18 protein-coding genes are annotated in these 21104 nt (G+C 59.0%); 12 read left to right on the forward strand and 6 right to left on the reverse strand.

What is annotated here, in order from left to right; translation table 11 throughout:
- Positions 1-158: 158 nt before the first annotated feature.
- Positions 159-905, reverse strand: a complete 747-nt coding sequence (pyrH, locus tag P2081_RS05065; protein WP_278921782.1) for a UMP kinase — start codon at positions 903-905, stop codon at positions 159-161.
- Positions 906-1059: 154 nt separating this feature from the next.
- Between pyrH and miaA the strand changes: the two genes are divergently transcribed.
- The 6 genes from miaA (at position 1060) to P2081_RS05095 (ending at position 9894) form a co-directional block, all read left to right on the forward strand.
- On the forward strand, positions 1060-1926 hold the full coding sequence (gene miaA, locus P2081_RS05070) for a tRNA (adenosine(37)-N6)-dimethylallyltransferase MiaA (RefSeq protein WP_278921783.1): 867 nt from the start codon (positions 1060-1062) through the stop codon (positions 1924-1926).
- A gap of 233 nt (positions 1927-2159) precedes the next feature.
- Positions 2160-2975 (forward strand): helix-turn-helix transcriptional regulator, encoded by an 816-nt coding sequence (locus tag P2081_RS05075; protein WP_278921784.1) that lies wholly within the window; start codon positions 2160-2162, stop codon positions 2973-2975.
- A gap of 415 nt (positions 2976-3390) precedes the next feature.
- On the forward strand, positions 3391-5058 hold the full coding sequence (locus P2081_RS05080) for an ABC transporter substrate-binding protein (RefSeq protein WP_278921785.1): 1668 nt from the start codon (positions 3391-3393) through the stop codon (positions 5056-5058).
- A gap of 122 nt (positions 5059-5180) precedes the next feature.
- Positions 5181-6233 (forward strand): ABC transporter permease, encoded by a 1053-nt coding sequence (locus tag P2081_RS05085; protein WP_278921786.1) that lies wholly within the window; start codon positions 5181-5183, stop codon positions 6231-6233.
- A gap of 15 nt (positions 6234-6248) precedes the next feature.
- Positions 6249-7691: an ABC transporter permease gene (locus P2081_RS05090; protein WP_278921787.1), complete on the forward strand. Its 1443-nt coding sequence runs from the start codon at positions 6249-6251 to the stop codon at positions 7689-7691.
- Between the two features lie 115 nt (positions 7692-7806).
- Positions 7807-9894 carry a dipeptide ABC transporter ATP-binding protein gene (locus tag P2081_RS05095; RefSeq protein ID WP_278921788.1) on the forward strand — a complete coding sequence of 696 codons (2088 nt, stop codon included), beginning with the start codon at positions 7807-7809 and terminating at the stop codon, positions 9892-9894.
- Between the two features lie 41 nt (positions 9895-9935).
- Here the strand turns inward: P2081_RS05095 and P2081_RS05100 are convergent, their stop codons facing one another.
- The 3 genes from P2081_RS05100 to P2081_RS05110 form a co-directional block, all read right to left on the reverse strand.
- On the reverse strand, positions 9936-11096 hold the full coding sequence (locus tag P2081_RS05100) for a cytochrome-c peroxidase (RefSeq protein WP_278921789.1): 1161 nt from the start codon (positions 11094-11096) through the stop codon (positions 9936-9938).
- A 94-nt stretch (positions 11097-11190) separates the two neighbouring features.
- Positions 11191-11565, reverse strand: coding sequence for a hypothetical protein (locus P2081_RS05105; RefSeq protein WP_278921790.1), 375 nt, complete (start codon positions 11563-11565; stop codon positions 11191-11193).
- A gap of 221 nt (positions 11566-11786) precedes the next feature.
- The gene (locus P2081_RS05110) at positions 11787-12329 is read right to left on the reverse strand and encodes a lytic transglycosylase domain-containing protein (RefSeq protein ID WP_278921791.1); all 543 of its coding nucleotides are present in this window, start codon (positions 12327-12329) and stop codon (positions 11787-11789) included.
- A 307-nt stretch (positions 12330-12636) separates the two neighbouring features.
- Here P2081_RS05110 and ssb point away from each other — a divergent pair, with 307 nt between their 5' ends.
- Entirely contained in the window at positions 12637-13155 is a 519-nt protein-coding gene (gene ssb / locus P2081_RS05115; protein ID WP_278921792.1) for a single-stranded DNA-binding protein, read from the forward strand.
- Between the two features lie 179 nt (positions 13156-13334).
- Here the strand turns inward: ssb and aroB are convergent, their stop codons facing one another.
- Positions 13335-14456: a 3-dehydroquinate synthase gene (gene aroB, locus P2081_RS05120; protein WP_278921793.1), complete on the reverse strand. Its 1122-nt coding sequence runs from the start codon at positions 14454-14456 to the stop codon at positions 13335-13337.
- Between the two features lie 2 nt (positions 14457-14458).
- Positions 14459-15046 (reverse strand): shikimate kinase, encoded by a 588-nt coding sequence (locus P2081_RS05125; protein ID WP_278921794.1) that lies wholly within the window; start codon positions 15044-15046, stop codon positions 14459-14461.
- 81 nt (positions 15047-15127) lie between these two features.
- On the opposite strand from P2081_RS05125, the gene P2081_RS05130 reads away from it, so the two are divergent.
- The 5 genes from P2081_RS05130 to P2081_RS05150 all read left to right on the forward strand — a co-directional run bounded on the left by P2081_RS05130 (position 15128) and on the right by P2081_RS05150 (position 21049).
- A complete protein-coding gene (locus tag P2081_RS05130) occupies positions 15128-15277 on the forward strand; it encodes a hypothetical protein (RefSeq protein ID WP_278921795.1) in 150 nt (49 codons plus the stop codon).
- Positions 15267-16955 carry a hypothetical protein gene (locus P2081_RS05135; protein ID WP_278921796.1) on the forward strand — a complete coding sequence of 563 codons (1689 nt, stop codon included), beginning with the start codon at positions 15267-15269 and terminating at the stop codon, positions 16953-16955. Before P2081_RS05130 ends, P2081_RS05135 begins: the two co-directional genes overlap by 11 nt.
- A complete protein-coding gene (locus tag P2081_RS05140; protein WP_278921797.1) occupies positions 16956-17972 on the forward strand; it encodes a tyrosine recombinase in 1017 nt (338 codons plus the stop codon).
- Positions 17973-18119: 147 nt separating this feature from the next.
- Positions 18120-19430: an HlyC/CorC family transporter gene (locus P2081_RS05145; RefSeq protein ID WP_278921798.1), complete on the forward strand. Its 1311-nt coding sequence runs from the start codon at positions 18120-18122 to the stop codon at positions 19428-19430.
- Positions 19427-21049 carry an MFS transporter gene (locus P2081_RS05150; RefSeq protein ID WP_278921799.1) on the forward strand — a complete coding sequence of 541 codons (1623 nt, stop codon included), beginning with the start codon at positions 19427-19429 and terminating at the stop codon, positions 21047-21049. The genes P2081_RS05145 and P2081_RS05150 overlap by 4 nt, the downstream gene beginning before the upstream one ends.
- The last annotated feature ends 55 nt before the right edge of the window (positions 21050-21104 follow it).

Below are 21104 nucleotides of genomic sequence, written 5' to 3' on the forward strand. Positions count from 1 at the left end.
GCGCAGAAATTCACCGGGTCAGCACAGACCTTGGGTCTGCATCAGGATAGATCAATTCTCCCAGCCCATGCCCCCACGCTTGGTGCCAATGCAAGGGGGCCACCTGCACCATAGACGCAAAGCGTAACAGCCAGATGAAAGCGCCAGAGAATATTTGGTTAGCCTTCGACCTTGGTGTAGGTGCCTTCGCCGGCCAGAATACCCCGGAAACCACCGGGTTCATCCAGCGAGAACACGATGATGGGCAGGTTATTGTCGCGCGCCAGCGCGATGGCAGACGCATCCATAACGCCGAGCCGTTTTGCCAGAACGTCATCAAAGCTCACGCTGTCATAGCGGACTGCATCGGCGTATTTCTCAGGATCCTTGTCGTAGACACCATCGACCTTGGTGCCCTTGAATATGGCTTCGCAGCCCATTTCATTGGCCCGCAACGTGGCAGCAGTATCGGTGGTGAAATAGGGGTTGCCGGTGCCCGCCGCAAAGATGCAGACCCGCTTTTTTTCCAGGTGGCGCACGGCGCGACGGCGAATGTAGGGCTCGCAGACCTGATCCATCGGAATGGCCGAAATCACCCGGCAGAAAACGCCCAGATCCTCTAGCGCGCTTTGCATGGCGAGGGCGTTCATCACGGTTGCCAGCATGCCCATGTAATCGGCAGTTGTGCGTTCCATCCCCTGGGCGGCACCGGACAGGCCGCGAAAGATATTGCCGCCGCCAATCACCATGGAAATTTCTACGCCCATGTCATGCACGGTCTTCACTTCGCGGGCGATGCGCTGAACGGTGGGCGGATGCAGGCCAAAGCCCTGATCCCCCATCAAGGCCTCCCCCGAAATTTTCAGCATGACACGTTTATAGGTAGCGTCTGGAACAGTTTCCAGCGTTTCAAGATCAAGGGGCATGTTGCGCTCCGGCAGATGAGGGGGTTAGTTTGCGCGGCAAAATGAAGCAAAATGGCGCGGGTTTCAATGCAGTGCAGAGGCTTTCGCACCTGTTTCTGCAACGCTTGCTCTGCCGCCCTTGGCGCAACACCACCAACCCTGGAACGGACCGCTGATGTTACTGCCCGATATCGACCCGGACAAACCTGTGCTTTTGGCGGGACCAACCGCCTCGGGGAAATCTGCCCTGGCGATGGAAATCGCGGAAAAACAAGGCGGTGTAATCGTCAATGCCGATGCCAGTCAGATCTTTGATTGCTGGCGCGTGGTCACCGCCCGCCCTTCACAGGCAGAGGAAGACCGCCTGCCGCATCATCTGTATGGCCATGTCGGTTTTGATCAGCAATATTCCGCAGGTCATTGGTTGCGCGAGGTGGAAACCCTGCTGGCCGGCCCCGAAAGGCTGATCATCGTTGGCGGCACGGGACTGTATTTTTCAACCCTGACAGAGGGTCTGGCCGAAATTCCACCAACCCCGGCAGAGATTCGCGCAGATGGCGATTCCCTCTCGCTGGCAGAACTGCTGGGCCAGCTGGATGACCAGACGGCGAGGCGGATTGATATCTTGAACCGGGCCCGGGTGCAGCGCGCCTGGGAAGTGCTGCAGGCCACCGGGCGTTCGCTGGCCAATTGGCAAGACGATACCCCGGCCCCGCGCCTGCCTCTTGCGCGGTGCAACGCGCTGGTGATGCATAGCCCCAAGGACTGGCTGGAGCCGCGCATTCGCCGCCGCTTCGATCAGATGCTGCAACAGGGGGCCCTCGAAGAGGTTGAGGCGATGCAGGCGCGGTATGATCCAGCCCTGCCCGCCTGCAAGGCAATCGGTGTGCCAGAGTTGATGGGCTATATCACTGGCGATCTATCGCTGGATGAAGCGCGTGAACAGGCAGCGATTGCCACCCGGCGCTATGCAAAACGACAGCGCAGCTGGTTTCGTTCAAAAATGAAACACTGGACCCCGATCCAGTCAGGCGCGCTCTAAAAGCCAGGGCCGCGGGCGTGCTGCGCCCTGGCGCTGCAGGGCCGTGGCTTTTCCCGCTTGCTCTGTTAATCACTGGTGCCACAGTATTGAAACACTGGCATTTTTACTCTGACCCCATATTTTCATACGATCATTTAAATTTTGAAACATAATCTGGCAAAACTTGCCCCGAATCACTTTTTCGTGCCCTGTTTCGACAACAGATTAACTATTATAGAAGTTCTGACTACTGAATGCCTTTTGATCCAAATCCCATTGAAGAAATCCAGGTTACCCCCCTGTCCAGATTGGCCGCGGATGGGGCGTGGCAGACAGAGCTGGCACATGACCGCAACGAACATCTGTTGATCTGGATCACGCGCGGTCAGGGCCGTTTTCTGATGGAGGGATATCAACGTGGCTTTAGCCCTCATAGCGCGCTGTTTTTTCCGGCAAGGTCACTTTGGTCTGTTGAATTTGGTCGCCAATGTCTGGGGCAGGCGCTCAGAATTCCGGTCTCTGCCCCGGTGGCCACCCCGGACATGCCACTGCACCTGAAAATCTCTGATCCCCGCGAACAGGCCCGCCTGAACGCGCTTTTGGACTCCATCCTGCAGGAACAGACCGGCCATCCCGCGCTGTGGCGCCGGGCGTTGCAATGCTATAGCGAGCTGATCAGCATTCAACTGCGCCGCCTGCCGCCCTCTGGGCCGTTGCCGCCCGCGCGCCCATCAGCGGCGCGACGCCTTTCGCAATCCTATTGTCAGCGAGTCTGCGAATATTACGATGCCCGCACCACCATGGCAGATCACGCTGCGGCGCTGAATGTGACGCCCACCCATCTGACCCGGGTGTGCAAGGCAGAAACCGGCAAGACCGCGGCGGCCTTGCTCACCCAACGCCAGCTTTATGCCGCCCGCAGTCTTCTGGTGTTTTCAGAGCTGAGCATGCGCGACATTGCCGAGCGGATCGGATTTGGGAGCCCAGCCTATTTCACCCGCTTCATCACTCTGCACACCGGTCAGACCCCTAGCACCCTGCGAAAATCGGCGCGCATGCGACGCCCGTGACCCCGCCGAACCAAGCGGTCGGGTTTGCGCTGGTCGCTAGGTCGGCGCCCGCCAATGCAGTTGCGCCGCAACAGGCGCGGCACCTCGGGCCTGCGCTGCCCCCTCCCCCCGCAACCTGTTCATTATTTTAGGGAATACCCAGCGTATCTGTCGACGCAGGCCATCGCGCCCAAGACTGGGCAGATATGCCCAGTTCAGAGGCAGTCAACCGCCAATTTGCTAAACGCGACACAAAAAATGTCGCTTTTTAACCCGAGACAGCCGATTCTGTGCATTGACCTGTCTACAGAACTAGGGCCGAATGAGTGTACCAAAAGGCAGCAAGCCAAAACCGTACCGCTTCAGGCGCAAGACCAGGAAAATGGCAATGTCCAACTGGGGTCCGTTCCCCATGGAGCACCAAAGGGAGATCCGAATGACCAACGTTTCCACCACAGACCAACAGCCCCATTGGGCAGCAAGAATGCATGCCCAGGAAGTTCTAGACGGGAAGCTGGACCGACGCGAGTTTCTGGCCCGCGCCACTGGCCTCGGGGTAAGTGCTGCTGCGGCCTATGGGCTGCTTGGCCTGACCGCACCGGCGGCCCAGGCGGCCACCGAAATGAAAGAAGGCGGCACCCTGCGGGTACAAATGGAAGTCCGCCCGCTGAAAGACCCGCGCACCTACGACTGGTCGCAGATGGGCAACCAGACCCGCGGCACCCTCGAATACCTGGTTGAATATAACAACGATGGCTCTATCCGTGGCATGTTGCTGGACAGCTGGGAAGTCAATGACAACGCAACCGTCTATACCTTGAATGTCCGCCAAGGCGTCACCTGGAGCAATGGCGACGCTTTCACCGCAGAAGATGTGGCACGCAATATCGCCGGATGGTGTGACAAGGGGCTTGAAGGCAACTCAATGGCCGGGCGTTTCGCCACGCTGATCGATGCTGAAACCGGGGCGGCGATTGAGGGGAGCATTGAGGTTGTTGATAGCCACACCCTCCGGCTGAACCTTCCGACATCGGATATCTCGATGATTGCAGGCATGGCCGACTACCCTGCTGCCATTGTGCATTCCAGTTTTCAAACCGATGATTTCACAAAGAACATTGGGACTGGCCCCTATCTGTTGACCAATCTTGAAGTCGGCGTCAAAGCCACGCTAGAGCGCAATACCGAACACACGTGGTGGGGCGAAGCGGTCTTTGGCAGGCCCGCGCTGGACCGCATCGAATATACTGATTTTGGCACCGACCCCTCCTCTTGGCTGGCGGCGCTGGAATCTGATGAAGTTGATATGCTCTATGAATCAGTTGGCGAATTCATCGATGTGATGGATGCGCTTGGCTACGTTAAATCCGAAGTGGTGACGACCTCCACAATCGTTGTGCGCCCCAACCAGCTGGCCGAAGTCGACGGCAAACGCCCCTACGCGGACAAACGTGTACGTCAGGCCATTCATTTGGCAACCGATAACGCTGTCTGCCTGGAACTGGGCTATGGCAATCGCGGCGAGGTGGCGGAAAACCACCATGTTGGCCCGATCCATCCCGAATATGCCGAACTGCCGCCGCAGAAACACGACCCCGAAGCAGCCCGCGCGCTGATGCTCGAAGCGGGCATGATGGACTATGAGCATGAAATTGTCTCGATCGACGACGATTGGCGCAAGAACACCACCGATGCTGTGGCAGCACAGCTGCGCGATGCCGGGTTCAAGGTGAAACGGACAGTGCTGCCCGGCTCTACTTTCTGGAACGACTGGACCAAATATCCCTTTAGCTCCACCAACTGGAACGCACGACCGCTGGGTGTGCAGATCCACGCGCTGGCCTATCGCTCTGGCGAGGCGTGGAATGAATTTGGCTGGTCCAACGCAGAGTTCGACGCGCTGCTGACCGAGGCCCTGGCCATCGCCGACGCCGACAAACGCCGCAAAGTGATGAAGAAGATGGAGATGATCATCCAAGAGGAAGGGGTCACCATTCAGCCCTACTGGCGCTCTCTCTATCGTCACATGAAGGAAGGCGTCGCCAATGCCGATATGCATGTGTCCTTTGAACACCACCACTATAAATGGGGCTGGTCGGCCTAACCGCGCCACCAGTACCCGCCCCTGCGCCACGACCTAGCGCGCGGGGGCGCTCTCTCCCTCAGCCATCAACACTGCGCCGCCCCGACGGTGCCGGTTTTGACGCCAGACAGACAGGGACCCCAATGGGATTGTTTATTTTACGCCGATCAGGTGTGATGATCCTGACGGCACTATGCCTGACGTTCATCGTTTTCATATTGACCAACCTCGAACCAAACCTGGAAAAACTGGCCAAGACCCAGGGCAATTTCCGGATGAGCGACGAAGCGGTAAACAGCTGGCTCAACAACAACGGTTACGGGCAGCCGACTGTGGTGAAATACGGCCAATGGCTGGGCGCTTTGCCGGGCTGGACCCGCACCACTGAAGAGGGTGTCACAGGGCGATGCATCACCGGTACGCAGCCAGAGGCCGAGGCAGGTCAGGCTGCGCGCTTCTGCGGCATCCTGCAGGGCGAATGGGGCTATTCCACCCGGTTCAAAGACGATGTGGCGTCAATTATATCCGTCCGCCTGGGCAATACCGGATATCTGATGCTGTGGGTTCTGGTCATCATGGTCCCGTCAGCGCTGATCATCGGGGTGTTGGCGGGCATGCGTGAAGGGTCGGTGACCGACCGCAGCCTCTCCACTGTGTCGATCCTGACCACCGCAACGCCAGAATATGTTTCTGGCGTTATTTTGATTGCGATCTTCACCTCTTCGACCGTCGGGCTGAAGTGGTTCAAGGGCACGGCGACATCCGCAATGGAGAACCCGACCTTTGAGAATTTCTTTCTGCCGGTCCTGACCATTGCGCTTTATGGTATGGGCTATATCGCGCGGATGACGCGGGCCTCGATGACCGAGGTGATGACGGCGCAATATATCCGCACCGCCCGACTAAAGGGCGTGAGTTTCCACAATATCGTTTTGAAACATGCGCTGCGCAATGCTCTGATCGCCCCCTTTACCGTCATCATGCTGCAGTTCCCCTGGTTGCTGAACGGCGTGGTAATCGTGGAAACTCTTTTCAATTACAAAGGCTTTGGCTGGATCCTGGTTGAAGCCGCCGGCAACAACGACATCGAATTGCTCCTGGCGATTTCCGTCGTCTCTGTTGTTGTTGTGCTGGTGACGCAGCTGATTTCAGACATCGGCTATGTCTACCTCAACCCTCGTATTCGTATTTCATAAAGGAAGGAGAGAGAGATGGACCCTCTTAGCTGGACCGGCCAAATTGCCTTCCTGAACCCCGTTTTGGCGCTGGGCCTTGGGCTGTTGGGCCTGTCGGTGCTGGCCTGGATTGGGCTTAGCAGTCTGCTGCCGGAAAACCGCGCGATCACCCCCTCTGGCGCGGGCCTCAGCCTGCCGACCGGCCCGCGAGAGCTGAGCGGCCTTGTGGTGCGCCTGGCCTTTCTGCTTACGGCGGCCGTCATTGCGGCCTATCTGGTTCTGGGGCTGGCACTGGGCACTGGCGCGGGCATCATTGGTGCCATTGCCCAGCGGCTTTTGCCGGTCTGGATCGCCTTGGTGCTCCTCTTTGCCCTGTCCATCAGGTTCAAGCAGCGCCTGGGCCTGTATGGCAAGCTGTTTGACAGCCCCATCGGCATGATCGGCTTTGGCCTGGTGATGTTCTGGGTTTTTACCGGCATATTCGGGGCCTTTGACCTGATAATCACCCATGATCCATTGGCGCAGCTTTCCGGTCTGAAGAACAAAGTGCCCGGCACCCCACTGCCACGTCCCGAAGACGGCGATTTCCAATGGTATCTCCTAGGGGGCGACAACCTGGCCCGCGATGTTTTTAGCCGTATGGTCAAGGGCGCCTGGGAGGTGGTGAAAATTGCACCGCTGGCAACCCTGTTTGCCTTTATGGCCGGTATCACGCTGGGCCTGCCAGCCGGGTATTTTGGCGGCCGGATTGATACGATCCTATCCTTTCTTGCCAACCTGATCCTCGCCTTCCCGGTTATCTTGCTCTTCTATCTCTTGGTGACACCTGAGATCGTTCAAACCGGTCTGCCACAATATATGGCCGCGGTGCTTTTTGCCTTTCCACTGATCTTTTTCACGGTGTTGATCAATGCGCGGTTTCGCACCCAGCCGCAGCAGAACCGGCTATGGTTGTCTGTGGTGCTAATCCCGCTGGTCTGGGGGTATTTTTCACTGATCAATCAGACTGGATCAAAAATCAACTTCTTACCCCAAAGCCTTGATCTCTTTAATATTCCGGGCGGCATACTGGTGGTTTTTGTTTCTGTGGTCTTTGTCAACTCGCCCACCGTGTTTCGCATCGTGCGCGGCCTGACAATGGATATCAAAACCCGCGACTATGTTGCCGCCGCCCAGACCCGGGGTGAGCGCCCTTGGTATATCATGCTGTGGGAGGTTCTGCCCAATGCCCGCGGGCCGCTGATCGTCGATTTCTGCCTGCGCATTGGCTATACAACCATCCTGCTGGGGACGCTTGGCTTCTTTGGGCTTGGCCTGCCGCCCGAAAGCCCGGATTGGGGATCTACCATCAATGAGGGGCGCAAGCTGTTGGCGATCTACCTGCACCCCGCCCTGCCCCCGGCCTTTGCGCTGTTGAGCCTGGTCTTGGGCTTGAACCTACTGGCAGACGGACTGCGAGAAGAGAGCATGAAGGATTGATCCGCGTTGGTTTTTCCGGAGTCGGCATTGCCGGGGGCCAGCCCCCGGGCCCCCGGGATATTTGCAGCCAAATGAAGGGGCACTGTCCCCTCTTGCCCCGATAGGGAGATACAAGATGAGCAAAATGGCAGAATATGATGGGCCGATCCTTGAAATCGACAAGCTGTCGATTTCGTTTTTCACCCGGCGGCATGAAATCCCGGCGGTGATGGATTTTTCCGTCTCGGTACAACCTGGGGAAGCCGTTGGTCTGGTTGGTGAATCCGGCTGTGGAAAGTCAACCGTGGCGCTAGGGGTGATGCAGGACCTGGGCAAGAATGGCCGCATCGTTGGCGGCAATATCCGCTTTAAGGGCCGCGATCTGGCCGAGATGAGCGCCGATGAGCTGCGCGACATTCGCGGCAATGAAATTGCGATGATCTATCAAGAGCCCATGGCCAGCCTGAACCCGGCGATGAAGATCGGGCGTCAGTTGATGGAAGTGCCAATGATCCACGAGGGGCTTGGCGAGAAAGAGGCCTATGACCGTGCGTTGGAGGTGGTTACCGATGTGCGCTTGCCGGATCCTGAGCGGATGCTGCAGGCCTATCCGCATCAGTTGTCAGGTGGGCAACAGCAGCGGATCGTCATCGCCATGGCCCTGATGTCAAAGCCGGCGCTGCTGATCCTGGATGAGCCGACAACCGCGCTGGATGTCACGGTTGAGGCGGCGGTGGTTGAACTGGTGCGGGATCTGGGCAAGAAATACGGCACGTCGATGCTGTTTATCAGCCATAACCTGGGTTTGATCCTGGAAACCTGCGATCGTCTCTGTGTAATGTATTCCGGAGAAGCGGTGGAGCGAGGGTCGATTTCCGAGGTGTTTGATGATATGCAGCACCCTTATACTCAGGCGCTGTTTCGTTCCATTCCCCTGCCTGGGGCTGACAAGAATGCCCATCCCCTGGTGGCGATTCCGGGAAATTTTCCCCTGCCGCATGAACGGCCACAGGGCTGCAATTTTGGTCCTCGCTGTGATTACTTTGAGCCTGGGCGCTGCGATCAGGGCGAAATCGAAATGTCGCCCGTGGCGGGCAATGATCGCCATGCGACCCGCTGTCTGAAGCACCTTGAAATTGACTGGGCAGCGCCGATCACGCTGGCCGAGCAGAAGGAAAAGACCCAACCGGGCAAGGTGGTGCTGCAGGTCGACAACCTGAAGAAATACTATGAGGTGGCGGCAAATGCGCTGTTTGGCGGCGGTGCCAAAAGGGTGGTGAAGGCAAACGAGACCCTGAGCTTTGCAGCGCGCGAATCGGAAACTCTTGCAATCGTTGGTGAATCCGGCTGCGGGAAATCAACCTTTGCCAAGGTGTTGATGGGGCTGGAAACGGCAACCGAGGGGGAGATTCTGCTGGATGGCAACAACATCGAGCAGACCGCGATTGAAGATCGCGACACCCGCACCATTTCCGATGTGCAGATGGTGTTCCAGAACCCTTTTGATACGCTCAACCCCTCTATGACGGTTGGTCGCCAGATCATCCGCGCGCTGGAGGTGTTTGATTTCGGCAGCTCTGATCAGGACCGGAAACAGCGCATGCTAGAGCTGCTGGATCTGGTGAAACTGCCACGGGCCTTTGCAAACCGCATGCCGCGCCAATTGTCGGGCGGTCAGAAACAACGGGTCGGCATTGCGCGGGCCTTTTCTGGTGGCGCGCGCATTGTGGTCGCGGATGAGCCTGTTTCGGCGCTTGATGTCTCGGTGCAGGCGGCGGTGACCGATTTGCTGATGGAAATTCAGCGCAAGGAAAAGACCACCCTGCTGTTCATCAGCCACGATCTTTCAATTGTGCGCTATCTCAGCGATCGGGTGATGGTGATGTATCTGGGCCATGTGGTCGAATTGGGCGATACCGATCAGGTCTTTTCCCCGCCCTATCATCCCTATACCGAAGCATTGCTAAGCGCTGTGCCTATCGCTGATACCTCGGTCGAAAAGCAGCATATCGTGCTGGAGGGGGATATTCCTTCGGCGATGGATCCGCCCTCTGGCTGCCCGTTTCAGACCCGCTGCCGCTGGAAGAGCGAAGTGCCCGGCGGGCTGTGTGAAACCACTGTGCCGCCCACCCGCGAGATGCAGGCAGGCCATCAGATCAAATGCCACCTGAGCGATGAGATGCTGGCGCGGATGTCGCCGGTGATCACGGTTGCCGCAGAATGATCGCTACATTGCGGAACTGAGCCAGTGCCAGGATACCGGCGCTAGTCTTCTAGCAGGGATTCATAGCGCTGATCTGTGAGCGTCTTCAAAAAGGCGACCAGTGCCGCCACCCGGCGTTCATCCAGCGCAGGACCATGGGTGAGTTCCTTTTGCGACAGCGTACCGGGCACCATTGGGTCGCCCCAGGGCTGGCCGGTTTCTGGATTAATCTGCGCTGCGGCGGCCTTGCTGTTATAGCGGTTGTAAAACAACACGACACTGCGCAGATCCTGGAACACCCCATTGTGCATATAGGGGCCGGTCACCGCGACATTTCGCAGGGTGGGGGTACGGAATTTTCCGCGCTCGGCCGGATCCGTCACCGCCGGATTGGCCAATAACCCGTCATCGACATAGTCAGCTGCCAGGCCGACCTCTTGCTGCACTGCGGGATTTTGCGGTACACCGATATTGTGATAGCTGTAGTCGCTGAAGGTCTCTTGCGCGTCCATCGGGCTTTGGCGCAGCTGATGGCATTGGTTGCAATTGGTGAACTGATCGGAGAAGAACAGGGTGCGGCCCAGCTCTTCCTCTTTCGAAAACTGTGCCTTTCCAGCAAGGTAGCGGTCATACTTACTGTCAAAGGGAGCGAATTCTGCGCTGCGTTCAAAGGCGGCAATTGCCGCAGTCATAGCCGCAAATCCCCGATCTGGATCTTGCAGAACATCGGGCGAAAACAGCCCGGCAAAGGCCGCTTGATAGGCAGGTTTTTCCCGCAGTCGCTGCACCAGAACCGCCTTATCCGGCAACCCCATCTCGACCGGGTTCAAGGGCGGGCCACCGGCCTGCTCTTCCAGATCACGCGCCCGGCCATCCCAGAACAGGCCGCCGATCCAGGCACCATCTGCGTTTTTCTGAAAGGGCGGGATGAAGCCCGCGTAAGAAGCGGTCGGCGCGTTGCGGTTTCCCAGCGAATGGCCATCATCCCCCAAAGAAAATGCGCCGCGCGCCGATGGGCGCGGATCACTAAAGCCCATTTCCGGTGCATGGCAACTGGCGCAGGCCTGGGTCCGGTTTTGCGACAGGTCCTGATCGTGAAACAGCGCCTCTCCCAGCTCTTCCAGGCCCAACTCTTCCAAGGGCGGCTGCGCCTGACCTGCGCTGCCGCACAGGATCCAAAGCGCGGCAAGCGTAAAACGGATAGAAGATTGAGCGGGCTTCATCATGGGCTCCGGAATGAGGGGCGATGCCGGTAGTTTCCCCATCCCCATACTGCGATCATTGATGTAGCGCAATTTCCAATGGTAAAATCGGTGCTTAGCTCAACAAAAGCACCACAATCATAAGCAGATTCATCGAAGAAAACTGCATCAACCATGGGTGACGCCGACTGCGCAGCGCGACATAAAGCGCCAGAACAATCGAAACGCCCATCGCCGCAAGCGACAGCCCACCACCGACCAGCCCCGGTAAACCAGTATCCGGCCCCCAGGGGGACTCAGCAAGCGTTATACCCTTGACGCCAAACCCAATCGTAATGCCAAAAATCGCACCAAACAGAGTTGCCCCGACGCTGCGGGCCTTGGCCAGTCCGCGCCCGCCCAATACGCTATCAATCATGTCATGTGTCGGCACCACGCCAGGTGTCCATTGAATGCGCTCTAGCCGGTCTTCAAAGCTTCTGCTGGTCACGTGAATTCCTCCTGAAATCGCAGGCAAGATCATAAAAAATTAAGGCCGATTGGTGGCAACGTAGCGGAGTTAACAGGGCGTTAAGCAAAATTACGATCTCGTTAACGCGATCCGTGCTGGCGCGACGGGATGGCCGCATGGACTGGTCAGACATCCTGTCAGCCCCGTCTGACGGATACTTTGCATCCAGGCGCCGCTCTGGCCCCTCGCCTGCGCAGGCATCAGCTGCCCCAGATGACGGCCACGTAGTTTTGGGTTTCTTTGTAGGGCGGTACTCCGCCATATTTGCGCACCGCCTGCGGCCCGGCATTATAGGCGGCAAGCGCCAGACGCCAGGAGCCAAAGTTGCGAAACTGTTTGGCCAGATAGCGCGCGCCACCTTCAAGATTTTGTTTCGGAACAGCCGGGTCCACCCCTAGCCTGCGCGCCGTGGCAGGCATCAGCTGCGCCAGCCCCATAGCTCCTTTGTGGGATTTCGCATTTGGGTTCCAATTGCTTTCCTGCTGCACCAGCCGCAAGAACAGATCTTCGGGCACCCCATGTTTACGTGCAGCCCGGCGCGCCATCGCCAGGTATTCACCGCGATACTTGCCGCTGTAGCGCGGGCTGGCTGAGGTCAGGCCGGGAATAGGCTTTGGCTGCAAACGGACAGAGTTTTCATACTGCTGCGCGGCACGGGTATCCAGAATTCGCGTGTGCGACGCAAATAAATCACGTCGGCTCTTGGTGCTGAACATATCCGCAGATGCGCTGGATGCCAGCATAAGCCCACCTGCAAGACAGGCACATGACATCCCAAATCTCTGTGACCGCATTGCTCCCCCCCTTAACCCTGCAAATATTTTGCCATACTATAACGAAACGTTTACCAAATGAAAGCGATCCTGCCGACTGGGCTCTGCGGTTTGCCGCCGTTGCTGCAAGGTATTGAGACACAGAAATCCCGTCAGGATCAGAGCAGCGCTTTTCACCCCGCGCCAAGGTCTATACCCTCCCCCCAACTTTGCGGATGAGATTCGCTCGTAGTCCCGCACGCGTTACAACATAAGATAGAAATAAGGACGGACCCCAATGGCCGGCTCAGTCAACAAAGTCATCCTCATCGGCAACCTGGGCCGCGACCCAGAAGTCCGGTCGTTTCAGAACGGCGGCAAAGTGTGCAATCTGCGCATTGCCACTTCCGAAAACTGGAAAGACCGCAACACCGGCGAACGCCGTGAACGCACCGAATGGCATTCGGTTGCAATCTTCAGCGAAGGTCTGGTCCGGGTCGCAGAGCAATATCTGCGCAAAGGCTCCAAGGTCTATATCGAAGGCCAGTTGCAAACCCGCAAATGGCAGGACCAAAGCGGAAATGACCGCTATTCCACCGAAGTCGTGCTGCAGGGCTTTGGTGCCACGCTGACCATGCTGGACGGTCGTGGCGAAGGCGGCGGTGGTTTTGGCGGCGGCCAAGACAGCGGACAGGGTGGCGGCTATGGTGGCGGCAGTGGCGGTGGCTACGACAGCGGCAGCCAGCAGGGTGGTGGCTATGGCGGCGGCAGCAGCGGCCCGTCGCACAACATCGACGACGACGAGATCCCATTTTAAACTACCCAATCGCGCATGTCCGGCTGCAAAGGCAAAAAGGCCAGGCCGGACAAACACGCGTGAAACTGGCAAGACAACCATCCGTCCGGGCAATCAGAAAAGGGCCAGCATCTGCTGGCCCTTTTTCTCAGGTTTCTACTGTTCGTCTTGGCGCGCTAACTGGCCCAACCCAGCAGGATCTAAGCCTGAGGACGATCCGCCAAGGCGTCCTGCAAGACAGACAAGACCACCTCTTGGGGCACATCTGCAGTGACAAAGGCCTCGCCAATGCTGCGGGCAAGGACAAAGCGCAACTGGCCGTCCACCACCTTCTTGTCCTGGCTCATCAGTTCCAGCAGGGTCTCGGCATCGGGTAAGGTGCCGTCGATATCCGACAGATCAGTTTTCATCCCCATGGCTTTCAGATGGGCGCGTACCCGGCTGGGATCTTCCTGGCTGCACAGGCCCAAACGTGACGACAGCTCAAAGGCCAGCGCGCAGCCAATGGCCACGCCTTCGCCGTGCATCAGCCGGTTGGAATAACCGGTTGCGGCCTCTAGCGCGTGGCAAAAGGTATGGCCCAGGTTCAAGAGCGCGCGGTTGCCCAGTTCGGTTTCATCCTCGACCACGATATCCGCCTTCATCTGCACCGAACGGGCCACTGCCTCGACCCGCGCCTGCATATCGCCCGAGGCCAGATCTGGCCCCTTTTCTTCCAGCCATGAAAAGAAATCCGCATCGCCCAGCATGCCGTATTTGACCACTTCACCATAGCCGGCCAGGAAATCGCGCGCGCTAAGCGTGCCCAGAACCGCCGTATCCGCCAGCACCAATGTAGGCTGATGAAAGGCACCAATCAGGTTCTTGCCCTGGGGCGCGTTGATGCCGGTCTTGCCACCGACAGAGCTGTCGACCTGCGCCAACAGCGAGGTCGGGATCTGTACGAACCTTACGCCACGGCGCAGCACAGAGGCGGCAAATCCGACCAGATCACCAATCACCCCACCGCCAAGGGCGATGACGACGTCGTTGCGCTCTACCTTTTGCTCCAGCAGCCATTCCACCGCGCGCGAAAACTGCGGCCAGCTCTTGGTTGACTCACCCGCCGGCAAGGCCAGAGAGACCATTTCAATCCCGGCGTCGGCCAGCCCGGCGCGCAGGGCATCCAGATGCAGGCCCGCAACCGTTTCATCCGTGACCACCGCCACACGCGGGCGCGTCAGAAAGGGCCGAATTCGCTGCCCGGCGTGCTGCAACAGCCCCGGCCCGATCACCACATCATAGGCGCGCCCCTCCAGGGGAACATGTACGATCCGTTCCATTATCAGCTCTCCAATACGTCAGGTCGCGCCTGTAGGGCCAGCAGCACCCGGTCTACCATTTGTTCAATCGACGCCCGCCCATCCGATACCACCGCGATATCTGCCTTGGCATAAAATGGCACCCGCTGCTGATACAGCTCTGCCAGGGTGGCGCGGGGGTCAGCGGTCTGCAACAGAGGCCGCGTATCCCGGTGGCGTACCCGATTCCACAGCACCTCCAGATCGGCCTGCAGCCAGATCGAGGCACCATTTCGGGTGATGGTTTCACGATTTTCCGCCGCCAGAAAGGCACCGCCTCCGGTGGACAGCACGCCGCATTCCTCGGTCAACAGCCGGGCAATGACCTGGCGCTCTTTCAGACGAAAGAAGGCCTCGCCATCGCGGGCAAAAATCTCGGGGATAGTCATATTGGCGGCGGCTTCGATTTCGTGATCGCTATCCAGAAAGGGCACCCCCAGCCGCGCGGCCAGGGCGCGGCCAACTGCCGTTTTTCCTGCGCCCATCATGCCAACCATGACAACAGTCTTTTTCAAGCGTCCGGGATCGGGCTTTGAGGCATCTGCCTCGGTCATTTGCTCTTTTTCGCTCATTCTTCAGTGAATGACGTGATATTGCAAAAAAGGCCATATATAACTTGGTCAAAATACAAAGAAGCAGGCAGCAGGTGTGCAATGGTGCGATTGATCAAATATCTTGTCATTTTTGGGGTTCTGGCGGCAGTGGCTTTGATAGCCTATGCCTATATCGGCCCATGGTTCGGGGCTGATTTCAGTGTCCCCATTGAAGAAGTCCGAAAACCGGTCGTCCTAGATGCAAACTGACCGGGGCAAAAAACAGCGGAAAAAGAATCGCTCTTTCGCCACTCTTGCTTTCACTGCCCTGGCGATCTCTCTGCCCTTTGGTACGCTAGAGGCCCAGGGGCACAGTCAGGCACCGCTCACCGTTATTGACTGGCTGGGGCAACCAAGCAGTACCGGTCCGTTGCCCAGCACCGTCCTGCTAGAGCCACCGGTGACCGGCAGCGCCAGTCATCCGCATATCACCGTAACGCCCCTGCAGGCGCTGCTGCCGCCAACCGGGCTGGTCGCGCCCTCTGCAACCGGGTTGCCGGTGGACCTGTGGCGCGGCAGCGACCCCGAAGTCATTTCCCGACTGATCCGATCAGTTTCGGTGCGGGGGAATCCGGCGATGCAATCGCTGCTGTTTACCCTGCTGCTGTCGGAAAGTCGGCCACTGCGCGCCGAGGGCGATGTCGTTTTGCTGGCGCGGCTGGATCGATTGATCAGCCTTGGGGCGTCGGACCCGGCGCAGGCGCTGGTCGAACAGGCAGGCCCGACAGCCAGCCCGGCACGGTTTCGGCGTTGGTTCTTTACCGCCCTGCTAAGCGGTGGTGAGGACCGCAGCTGCACCGCCCTGATTGCGGAGCCATACCTTGCCCCCGACTACCGGGCGCGCATTTTCTGCTCGGCGCGGCGTGGCGACTGGCCCACTGCGGCGCTGATGCTGGAATCGGCCCATGCGCTTGATCTGTTGCCGAAGGCGCAGCTTGATCTGCTCGACCGGTTTCTCAACCCCGATATATTCGAGCTGGCGCCGCCGCTGTCCCGACCAAGCAATCCCGACCCGCTGACCTTTCGATTGTTCGAATCCATTGGCGAGCCGCTGCCCACAGCGCCGCTGCCACGGGCCTTTGCGGCGGCAGATCTGCGCGACCTGGCTGGCTGGAAGGCCCAGCTGGAAGCGGCAGAGCGTCTGACACGCGCCGGGGCGCTGAACCCAAATCAGCTCCTGGGGCTCTATACTGATCGCAGCCCTGCCGCCTCCGGTGGGATCTGGGATCGGGTCGCAGCTCTGCAGCATTTCGAGGCGGCCCTGAACAGTGGCAGCAGCGCCGAGGTTGGCAACGCCCTGCCCGCCGTCTGGACCGCGATGCAGCAGGCCGGATTGGAGGTGGGCTTTGCCGATCTGTTTTCGACCCAGCTGGCGCGTTTCAAGCTGAGTGGCCCGGCAGCAGAACTGGCCTGGCAGATCCGCCTGCTGGCCCCCACCTATGAAATCGCGTCTCACAGTCCGCCAAAGGACAGCGACAAAAACAAATTTCTGGCCGCGCTGGCCCAGGGTACCCCCGGGAACCCCGGCAGCAACATCGCGCAGCGCCCCAGCCCTGCGGCACAGGATACCGTGGAAACAACAGAGGAAATGCCCAACGACGGTGCCACGCCACCGCGGCAGGGATCATCCCTGCGTCATAGCTCCCCCCTGATGCAATCGATCATTCAGGGGTTTGACGAAGACGCCGAGGTGCCTACAGAAATCCGTACCCTGCTGGACAACGGGCAATTGGGCGAAGCAATCCTGCGAACCATGGATCTCTTTGCGCGCGGAGCGCAGGGCAACCTGGGTGCGCTGAGCAAGTCGCTGGCCGCATTGCGGGCGGTAGGATTGGAAGACACCGCACGGCGCGCCACCCTACAATTGATGCTACTGGAGCGCGATTGAATGGCCGCGCCCCGCGATGACCTGCAGTGGATCTCTACCTTTCTGGAGGCCCAGGCCGCCGAGGCGGGCGCGGCGCGCAATACTCTGCTCGCCTATGGGCGTGACCTGAAAGATGCCGCCACCTGGCTGCACCATCGCAACCGGGCCTTTGATGCCGCCAGCCGGGACGATATCGAGGCCTATCTGATTAGCTGCGATGCCGAAGGGCTGTCCCGCGCCACCCGGGCCAGACGGTTATCTGCCATTCGTCAGCTCTATCATTTTGCCTTTGAAGAAGGCTGGCGCGCCGACAATCCGGCAATCCAGATCAAAGGGCCGGGACGGGCCAAATCGCTGCCCAAGACGCTGGAAGTGATTGAGGTCGACCGACTGCTTGACGCTGCCCGCCAGACGGGGCGCAGCCCTGCGGACCGCCTGCGCAACACCTGCCTGATGGAGCTGCTCTATGCCACCGGCATGCGGGTGAGCGAACTGGTCTCGCTGCCGCTGGCGGCGGCGCGCGGCGATCCCAATATGCTGCTGGTCATGGGCAAGGGCCATAAAGAACGCCTGGTGCCACTATCGCCCCCGGCGCGTGCTGCCCTGCGGGCCTGGCTGAAACATCGCGACAGCGAGCAGGCCGAAAAACAGACCCGCCCCGATCACACGGGATCAAAGTTCCTGTTTCCGTCGCGCGGCAAATCCGGGCACCTGACGCGCCACTGGTTTTACCTGCTGATCAAAGACCTGGCGGTGAGCGGCGGGGTAGATCCGCAAAAAGTCACGCCTCATACCCTGCGCCACGCCTTTGCCACCCATCTTTTGGCCAATGGTGCCGATCTGCGAGCCATTCAGGCGCTGCTGGGCCACGCCGATATTGCAACCACCGAGATCTATACCCATGTGCTGGATGCGCGGCTGAGCGAACTGGTGCTGCAACACCACCCGCTATCGCGCGCGACAGAAACCGAAACAGACGGCGCTCAATCAGGCGAAGGCGAGGCTGCGCAGAACGAAAGCCAGGACCAGGCACCCTGACAGGCCCGGCTCCTCTACCAGCTACCCGCCTGTCTTGCTCCCTGTATCGCTTGCCTTTGCGCCAGATTGGACACCCTGAACAGGACTTGTCTGATAGGCCGCTACGGCCCATAACATCGAACGACACAAACAGAATTTGGACCCACCATGGACACCGCCCAAACCGTTTTGGACAGCGCATTCTGGATCTCAGCCGGGGCCATCCTGCTGCTCTTGGTTCTCTCGGCTTTTTTCTCTGGCTCGGAAACTGCCCTGACAGCCGCCTCGCGGGGGAAATTGCGGAGCCAGGCCGACAAGGGATCGCATGGCGCAGAACGCGCCCTGAAAGTGACCGAAGACAGCGAGCGGCTGATCGGGTCGGTTCTGCTGGGCAACAACCTGGTAAATATCCTGGCGACATCCCTGGCAACGGCCCTGTTGACCCGTGCCTTTGGCGAAAGCGGTGTGGCCTTTGCCACCCTGGTGATGACCCTGCTGGTGCTGGTTTTCGCCGAGGTTCTGCCAAAAACCTATGCCATTTCCAACGCAGAGAAGGCCGCCTCGGCGGTGGCCCCGATCATTGGCGTATTGGTGACCATTCTTGCCCCCATCGTGTCGGCCGTGCGCTTTCTGGTGCGGGGCATTCTGCGCCTGTTTGGCGTCCAGATCGACCCTGACAGCCATATCATGGCAGTACGGGAGGAAATCGCCGGCGCGCTGCAGATCGGCCATTCCGAAGGTGTGGTCGAAAAGGAAGATCGCGACCGTATTCTTGGCGCGCTGGATCTATCGGATCGCTTTGTAGAAGAGGTCATGCTGCACCGCTCTCATATCGAGATGATTGATGCCGAGGCAGAGCCTGCGGATATTCTGGAACAATGCCTGACCTCGCCGCATACCCGCCTGCCCGTCTTCAAGCGCGAACAGGAAAACATCATCGGCATTGTCCATGCCAAGGATCTGCTGCGCGAAATGTATGCCCAGATCGGTGGCCCGGATGGCGACGCCAGCGCGCTACGGAATTTTGAGATCACCACGGTAGCAAAACCGCCCTATTTTGTCCCTGAAACAACCACGCTGGACGATCAGATGCGGCAGTTCCTGCGCATGCGCAGCCATTTTGCCCTGGTGGTGGATGAATATGGTGCGCTGCAGGGGCTGATCACACTCGAAGATATTCTGGAAGAGATCGTTGGCGAGATCACCGATGAATTCGACCCGGCCGAAGAGTCACTGGTGCGCAAGGAATCCGATGGCAATTTTATCGTCGAGGGCGCCACCACCATCCGCGATCTGAACCGGGCCACCGACTGGAACCTGCCGGATGAAGAGGCCAATACCATTGCCGGCCTGGTCATCCACGAGGCCCAGATGATCCCCACCAAGGGGCAGGTGTTTTCCTTCCACGGCTTCCGGTTTGAGGTCACGGGCAGAGAAGGCAACCGGATCACCGCCTTCAAGGTGCGCCCGCTGACATGAACCGGGCCTATATATGGTTCGACCAGGTCCTATTGGACCTGCTGCGGCAATTGAGATGGAGCTTCCTGCCGCCACTGTTGATCTATTTTGCCTATGGCGTGCAGGGCGTCACCTCTGTGGCGGGGACCTTTTATGTAAAGGAATACCTGGACCTTGATGCCGCATTTCTTGCTGGTTTGGGGTTCTGGGTCGGGCTGCCCTGGGCCCTGAAGATGCCGCTGGGCCATTTGGTCGATCTGATGTGGCGCTGGAAATATCTGCTCATCGTGCTGGGCGCTGCGCTGATGGCGACAAGCTATGGCATTCTCGCCAGCCTGCTTCTCATTCCTGATGTGATGGCTGCGGTGATGCCCCCCAATGCCTGGTATGTGACTTCGGCCCTGCTCGCGCCCTGCGGGTTTGTGCTGCAAGATATCGTGGCGGATGCAATGTCTGTCGAAGCCGTTCCCCGTTATGATGCAGAGGGAGCCGAGTTTACCGCGGCAGAAACCCGTGTGCTGCATACCACGATGCAGACCCTGGGCCGGATTGCCCTGATTGGTGGTTTCAGCGCTGCGGCGGCGCTGAATGTCTGGCTGTTTGACGGCGCCGACGCCCTGACGCAGGCAGACAAGGGCGCGCTATATGCCCAGGTCTTTCTCTTGGCGCAGCTGGTGCCACTGCTGTCGCTGACGGGAATCGCCGTGGCGCTGTTTCAGCGCCTGCAGCTTGGTGCCAGGCTGCGCCGTATGGGGCTATCGACTGCTGACATCAAAGCCCGCCTTACCCTGCCCCGCGATCCGGTCTCGGTGAACTGGTGGTATTTCATCGGCGGCGGTGCTTTTGTGGCCCTGACCCTTGGCATTGGCCTGAATGATATCGAACAGGGGCAAGAGCTGGTCTTTGCGGGATCTATGCTTATTGTGCTGTTGCTGATGCGTCAGTTGATCAAGGTTCTGACACCAGCACAGGCGCGTGCCCTGATCGGTACCGCGATTATCATCTTTGCCTATCGCGCCACGCCCCTGACCGGGGCTGCTGCCACCTGGTTTGAAATCGACGTGCTGAGCTTTGACCAGCAGTTTCTGTCTGTGCTCTCGCTGATTTCATCGCTACTGACGCTCTTTGGCATGGTGGTGCTGCGGCCGCTGATCGCAAACAACACCATCGCCTGGATCATCATATTTCTCGCGCTGAGCGAGGCCATGCTGAGCCTGCCCAATATCGGCCTCTACTATGGCCTGCAGAACTGGACTGCCCCCTTGACTGGTGGTGTGGTGGATGCCCGCTTCATTGCACTGGTCGATACGGCGGTTGAATCCCCCCTGGGGCAGGTCGCCATGATCCCGATGCTCGCCTGGATCGCCCGCAACGCGCCCAGCAACCTGAAGGCAACCTTTTTTGCGGTGATGGCAGCCTTTACCAATCTGGCTCTCTCGGCCTCCAGCCTGGGGACAAAATACCTGAACGAATTCTTTGTCGTCACCCGAGAGGTCAGCAATGCCAGCGGTCAGGTTTCAACTCCGGCAGATTACAACCAGCTCGGCCTCTTGCTGATCACGGTTGCCCTGCTTAAACTGCTGATCCCGCTTAGCGCCGTTGTGCTGGTGCAAATCAGTCGGCTGCGCAGCACTGACTAAGGCGGCATTCCCTTCCCCCATTGGCAGACTGCGCCCTGCCCACCACCATGAGTGT

This window comes from Pseudophaeobacter profundi (genome assembly GCF_029697505.1).
In the GTDB taxonomy this organism is placed as follows: domain Bacteria; phylum Pseudomonadota; class Alphaproteobacteria; order Rhodobacterales; family Rhodobacteraceae; genus Pseudophaeobacter; species Pseudophaeobacter profundi.

Excerpts from the sequence above, each read along its gene's own strand:
- P2081_RS05135 (WP_278921796.1), top strand. The coding sequence starts at position 15,267 with ATGCAAACTGACCGGGGCAAAAAACAGCGGAAAAAGAATCGCTCTTTC.
- P2081_RS05140 (WP_278921797.1), top strand. The coding sequence starts at position 16,956 with ATGGCCGCGCCCCGCGATGACCTGCAGTGGATCTCTACCTTTCTGGAG.
- P2081_RS05150 (WP_278921799.1), top strand. The coding sequence starts at position 19,427 with ATGAACCGGGCCTATATATGGTTCGACCAGGTCCTATTGGACCTGCTG.
- P2081_RS05110 (WP_278921791.1), bottom strand. The coding sequence starts at position 12,329 with ATGCTGGCATCCAGCGCATCTGCGGATATGTTCAGCACCAAGAGCCGA.
- P2081_RS05090 (WP_278921787.1), top strand. The coding sequence starts at position 6,249 with ATGGACCCTCTTAGCTGGACCGGCCAAATTGCCTTCCTGAACCCCGTT.
- P2081_RS05100 (WP_278921789.1), bottom strand. The coding sequence starts at position 11,096 with ATGAAGCCCGCTCAATCTTCTATCCGTTTTACGCTTGCCGCGCTTTGG.
- ssb (WP_278921792.1), top strand. The coding sequence starts at position 12,637 with ATGGCCGGCTCAGTCAACAAAGTCATCCTCATCGGCAACCTGGGCCGC.
- P2081_RS05095 (WP_278921788.1), top strand. The coding sequence starts at position 7,807 with ATGAGCAAAATGGCAGAATATGATGGGCCGATCCTTGAAATCGACAAG.
- P2081_RS05075 (WP_278921784.1), top strand. The coding sequence starts at position 2,160 with ATGCCTTTTGATCCAAATCCCATTGAAGAAATCCAGGTTACCCCCCTG.
- P2081_RS05085 (WP_278921786.1), top strand. The coding sequence starts at position 5,181 with ATGGGATTGTTTATTTTACGCCGATCAGGTGTGATGATCCTGACGGCA.
- P2081_RS05130 (WP_278921795.1), top strand. The coding sequence starts at position 15,128 with ATGGTGCGATTGATCAAATATCTTGTCATTTTTGGGGTTCTGGCGGCA.
- P2081_RS05125 (WP_278921794.1), bottom strand. The coding sequence starts at position 15,046 with ATGAGCGAAAAAGAGCAAATGACCGAGGCAGATGCCTCAAAGCCCGAT.
- P2081_RS05145 (WP_278921798.1), top strand. The coding sequence starts at position 18,120 with ATGGACACCGCCCAAACCGTTTTGGACAGCGCATTCTGGATCTCAGCC.
- pyrH (WP_278921782.1), bottom strand. The coding sequence starts at position 905 with ATGCCCCTTGATCTTGAAACGCTGGAAACTGTTCCAGACGCTACCTAT.
- P2081_RS05080 (WP_278921785.1), top strand. The coding sequence starts at position 3,391 with ATGACCAACGTTTCCACCACAGACCAACAGCCCCATTGGGCAGCAAGA.
- miaA (WP_278921783.1), top strand. The coding sequence starts at position 1,060 with ATGTTACTGCCCGATATCGACCCGGACAAACCTGTGCTTTTGGCGGGA.
- aroB (WP_278921793.1), bottom strand. The coding sequence starts at position 14,456 with ATGGAACGGATCGTACATGTTCCCCTGGAGGGGCGCGCCTATGATGTG.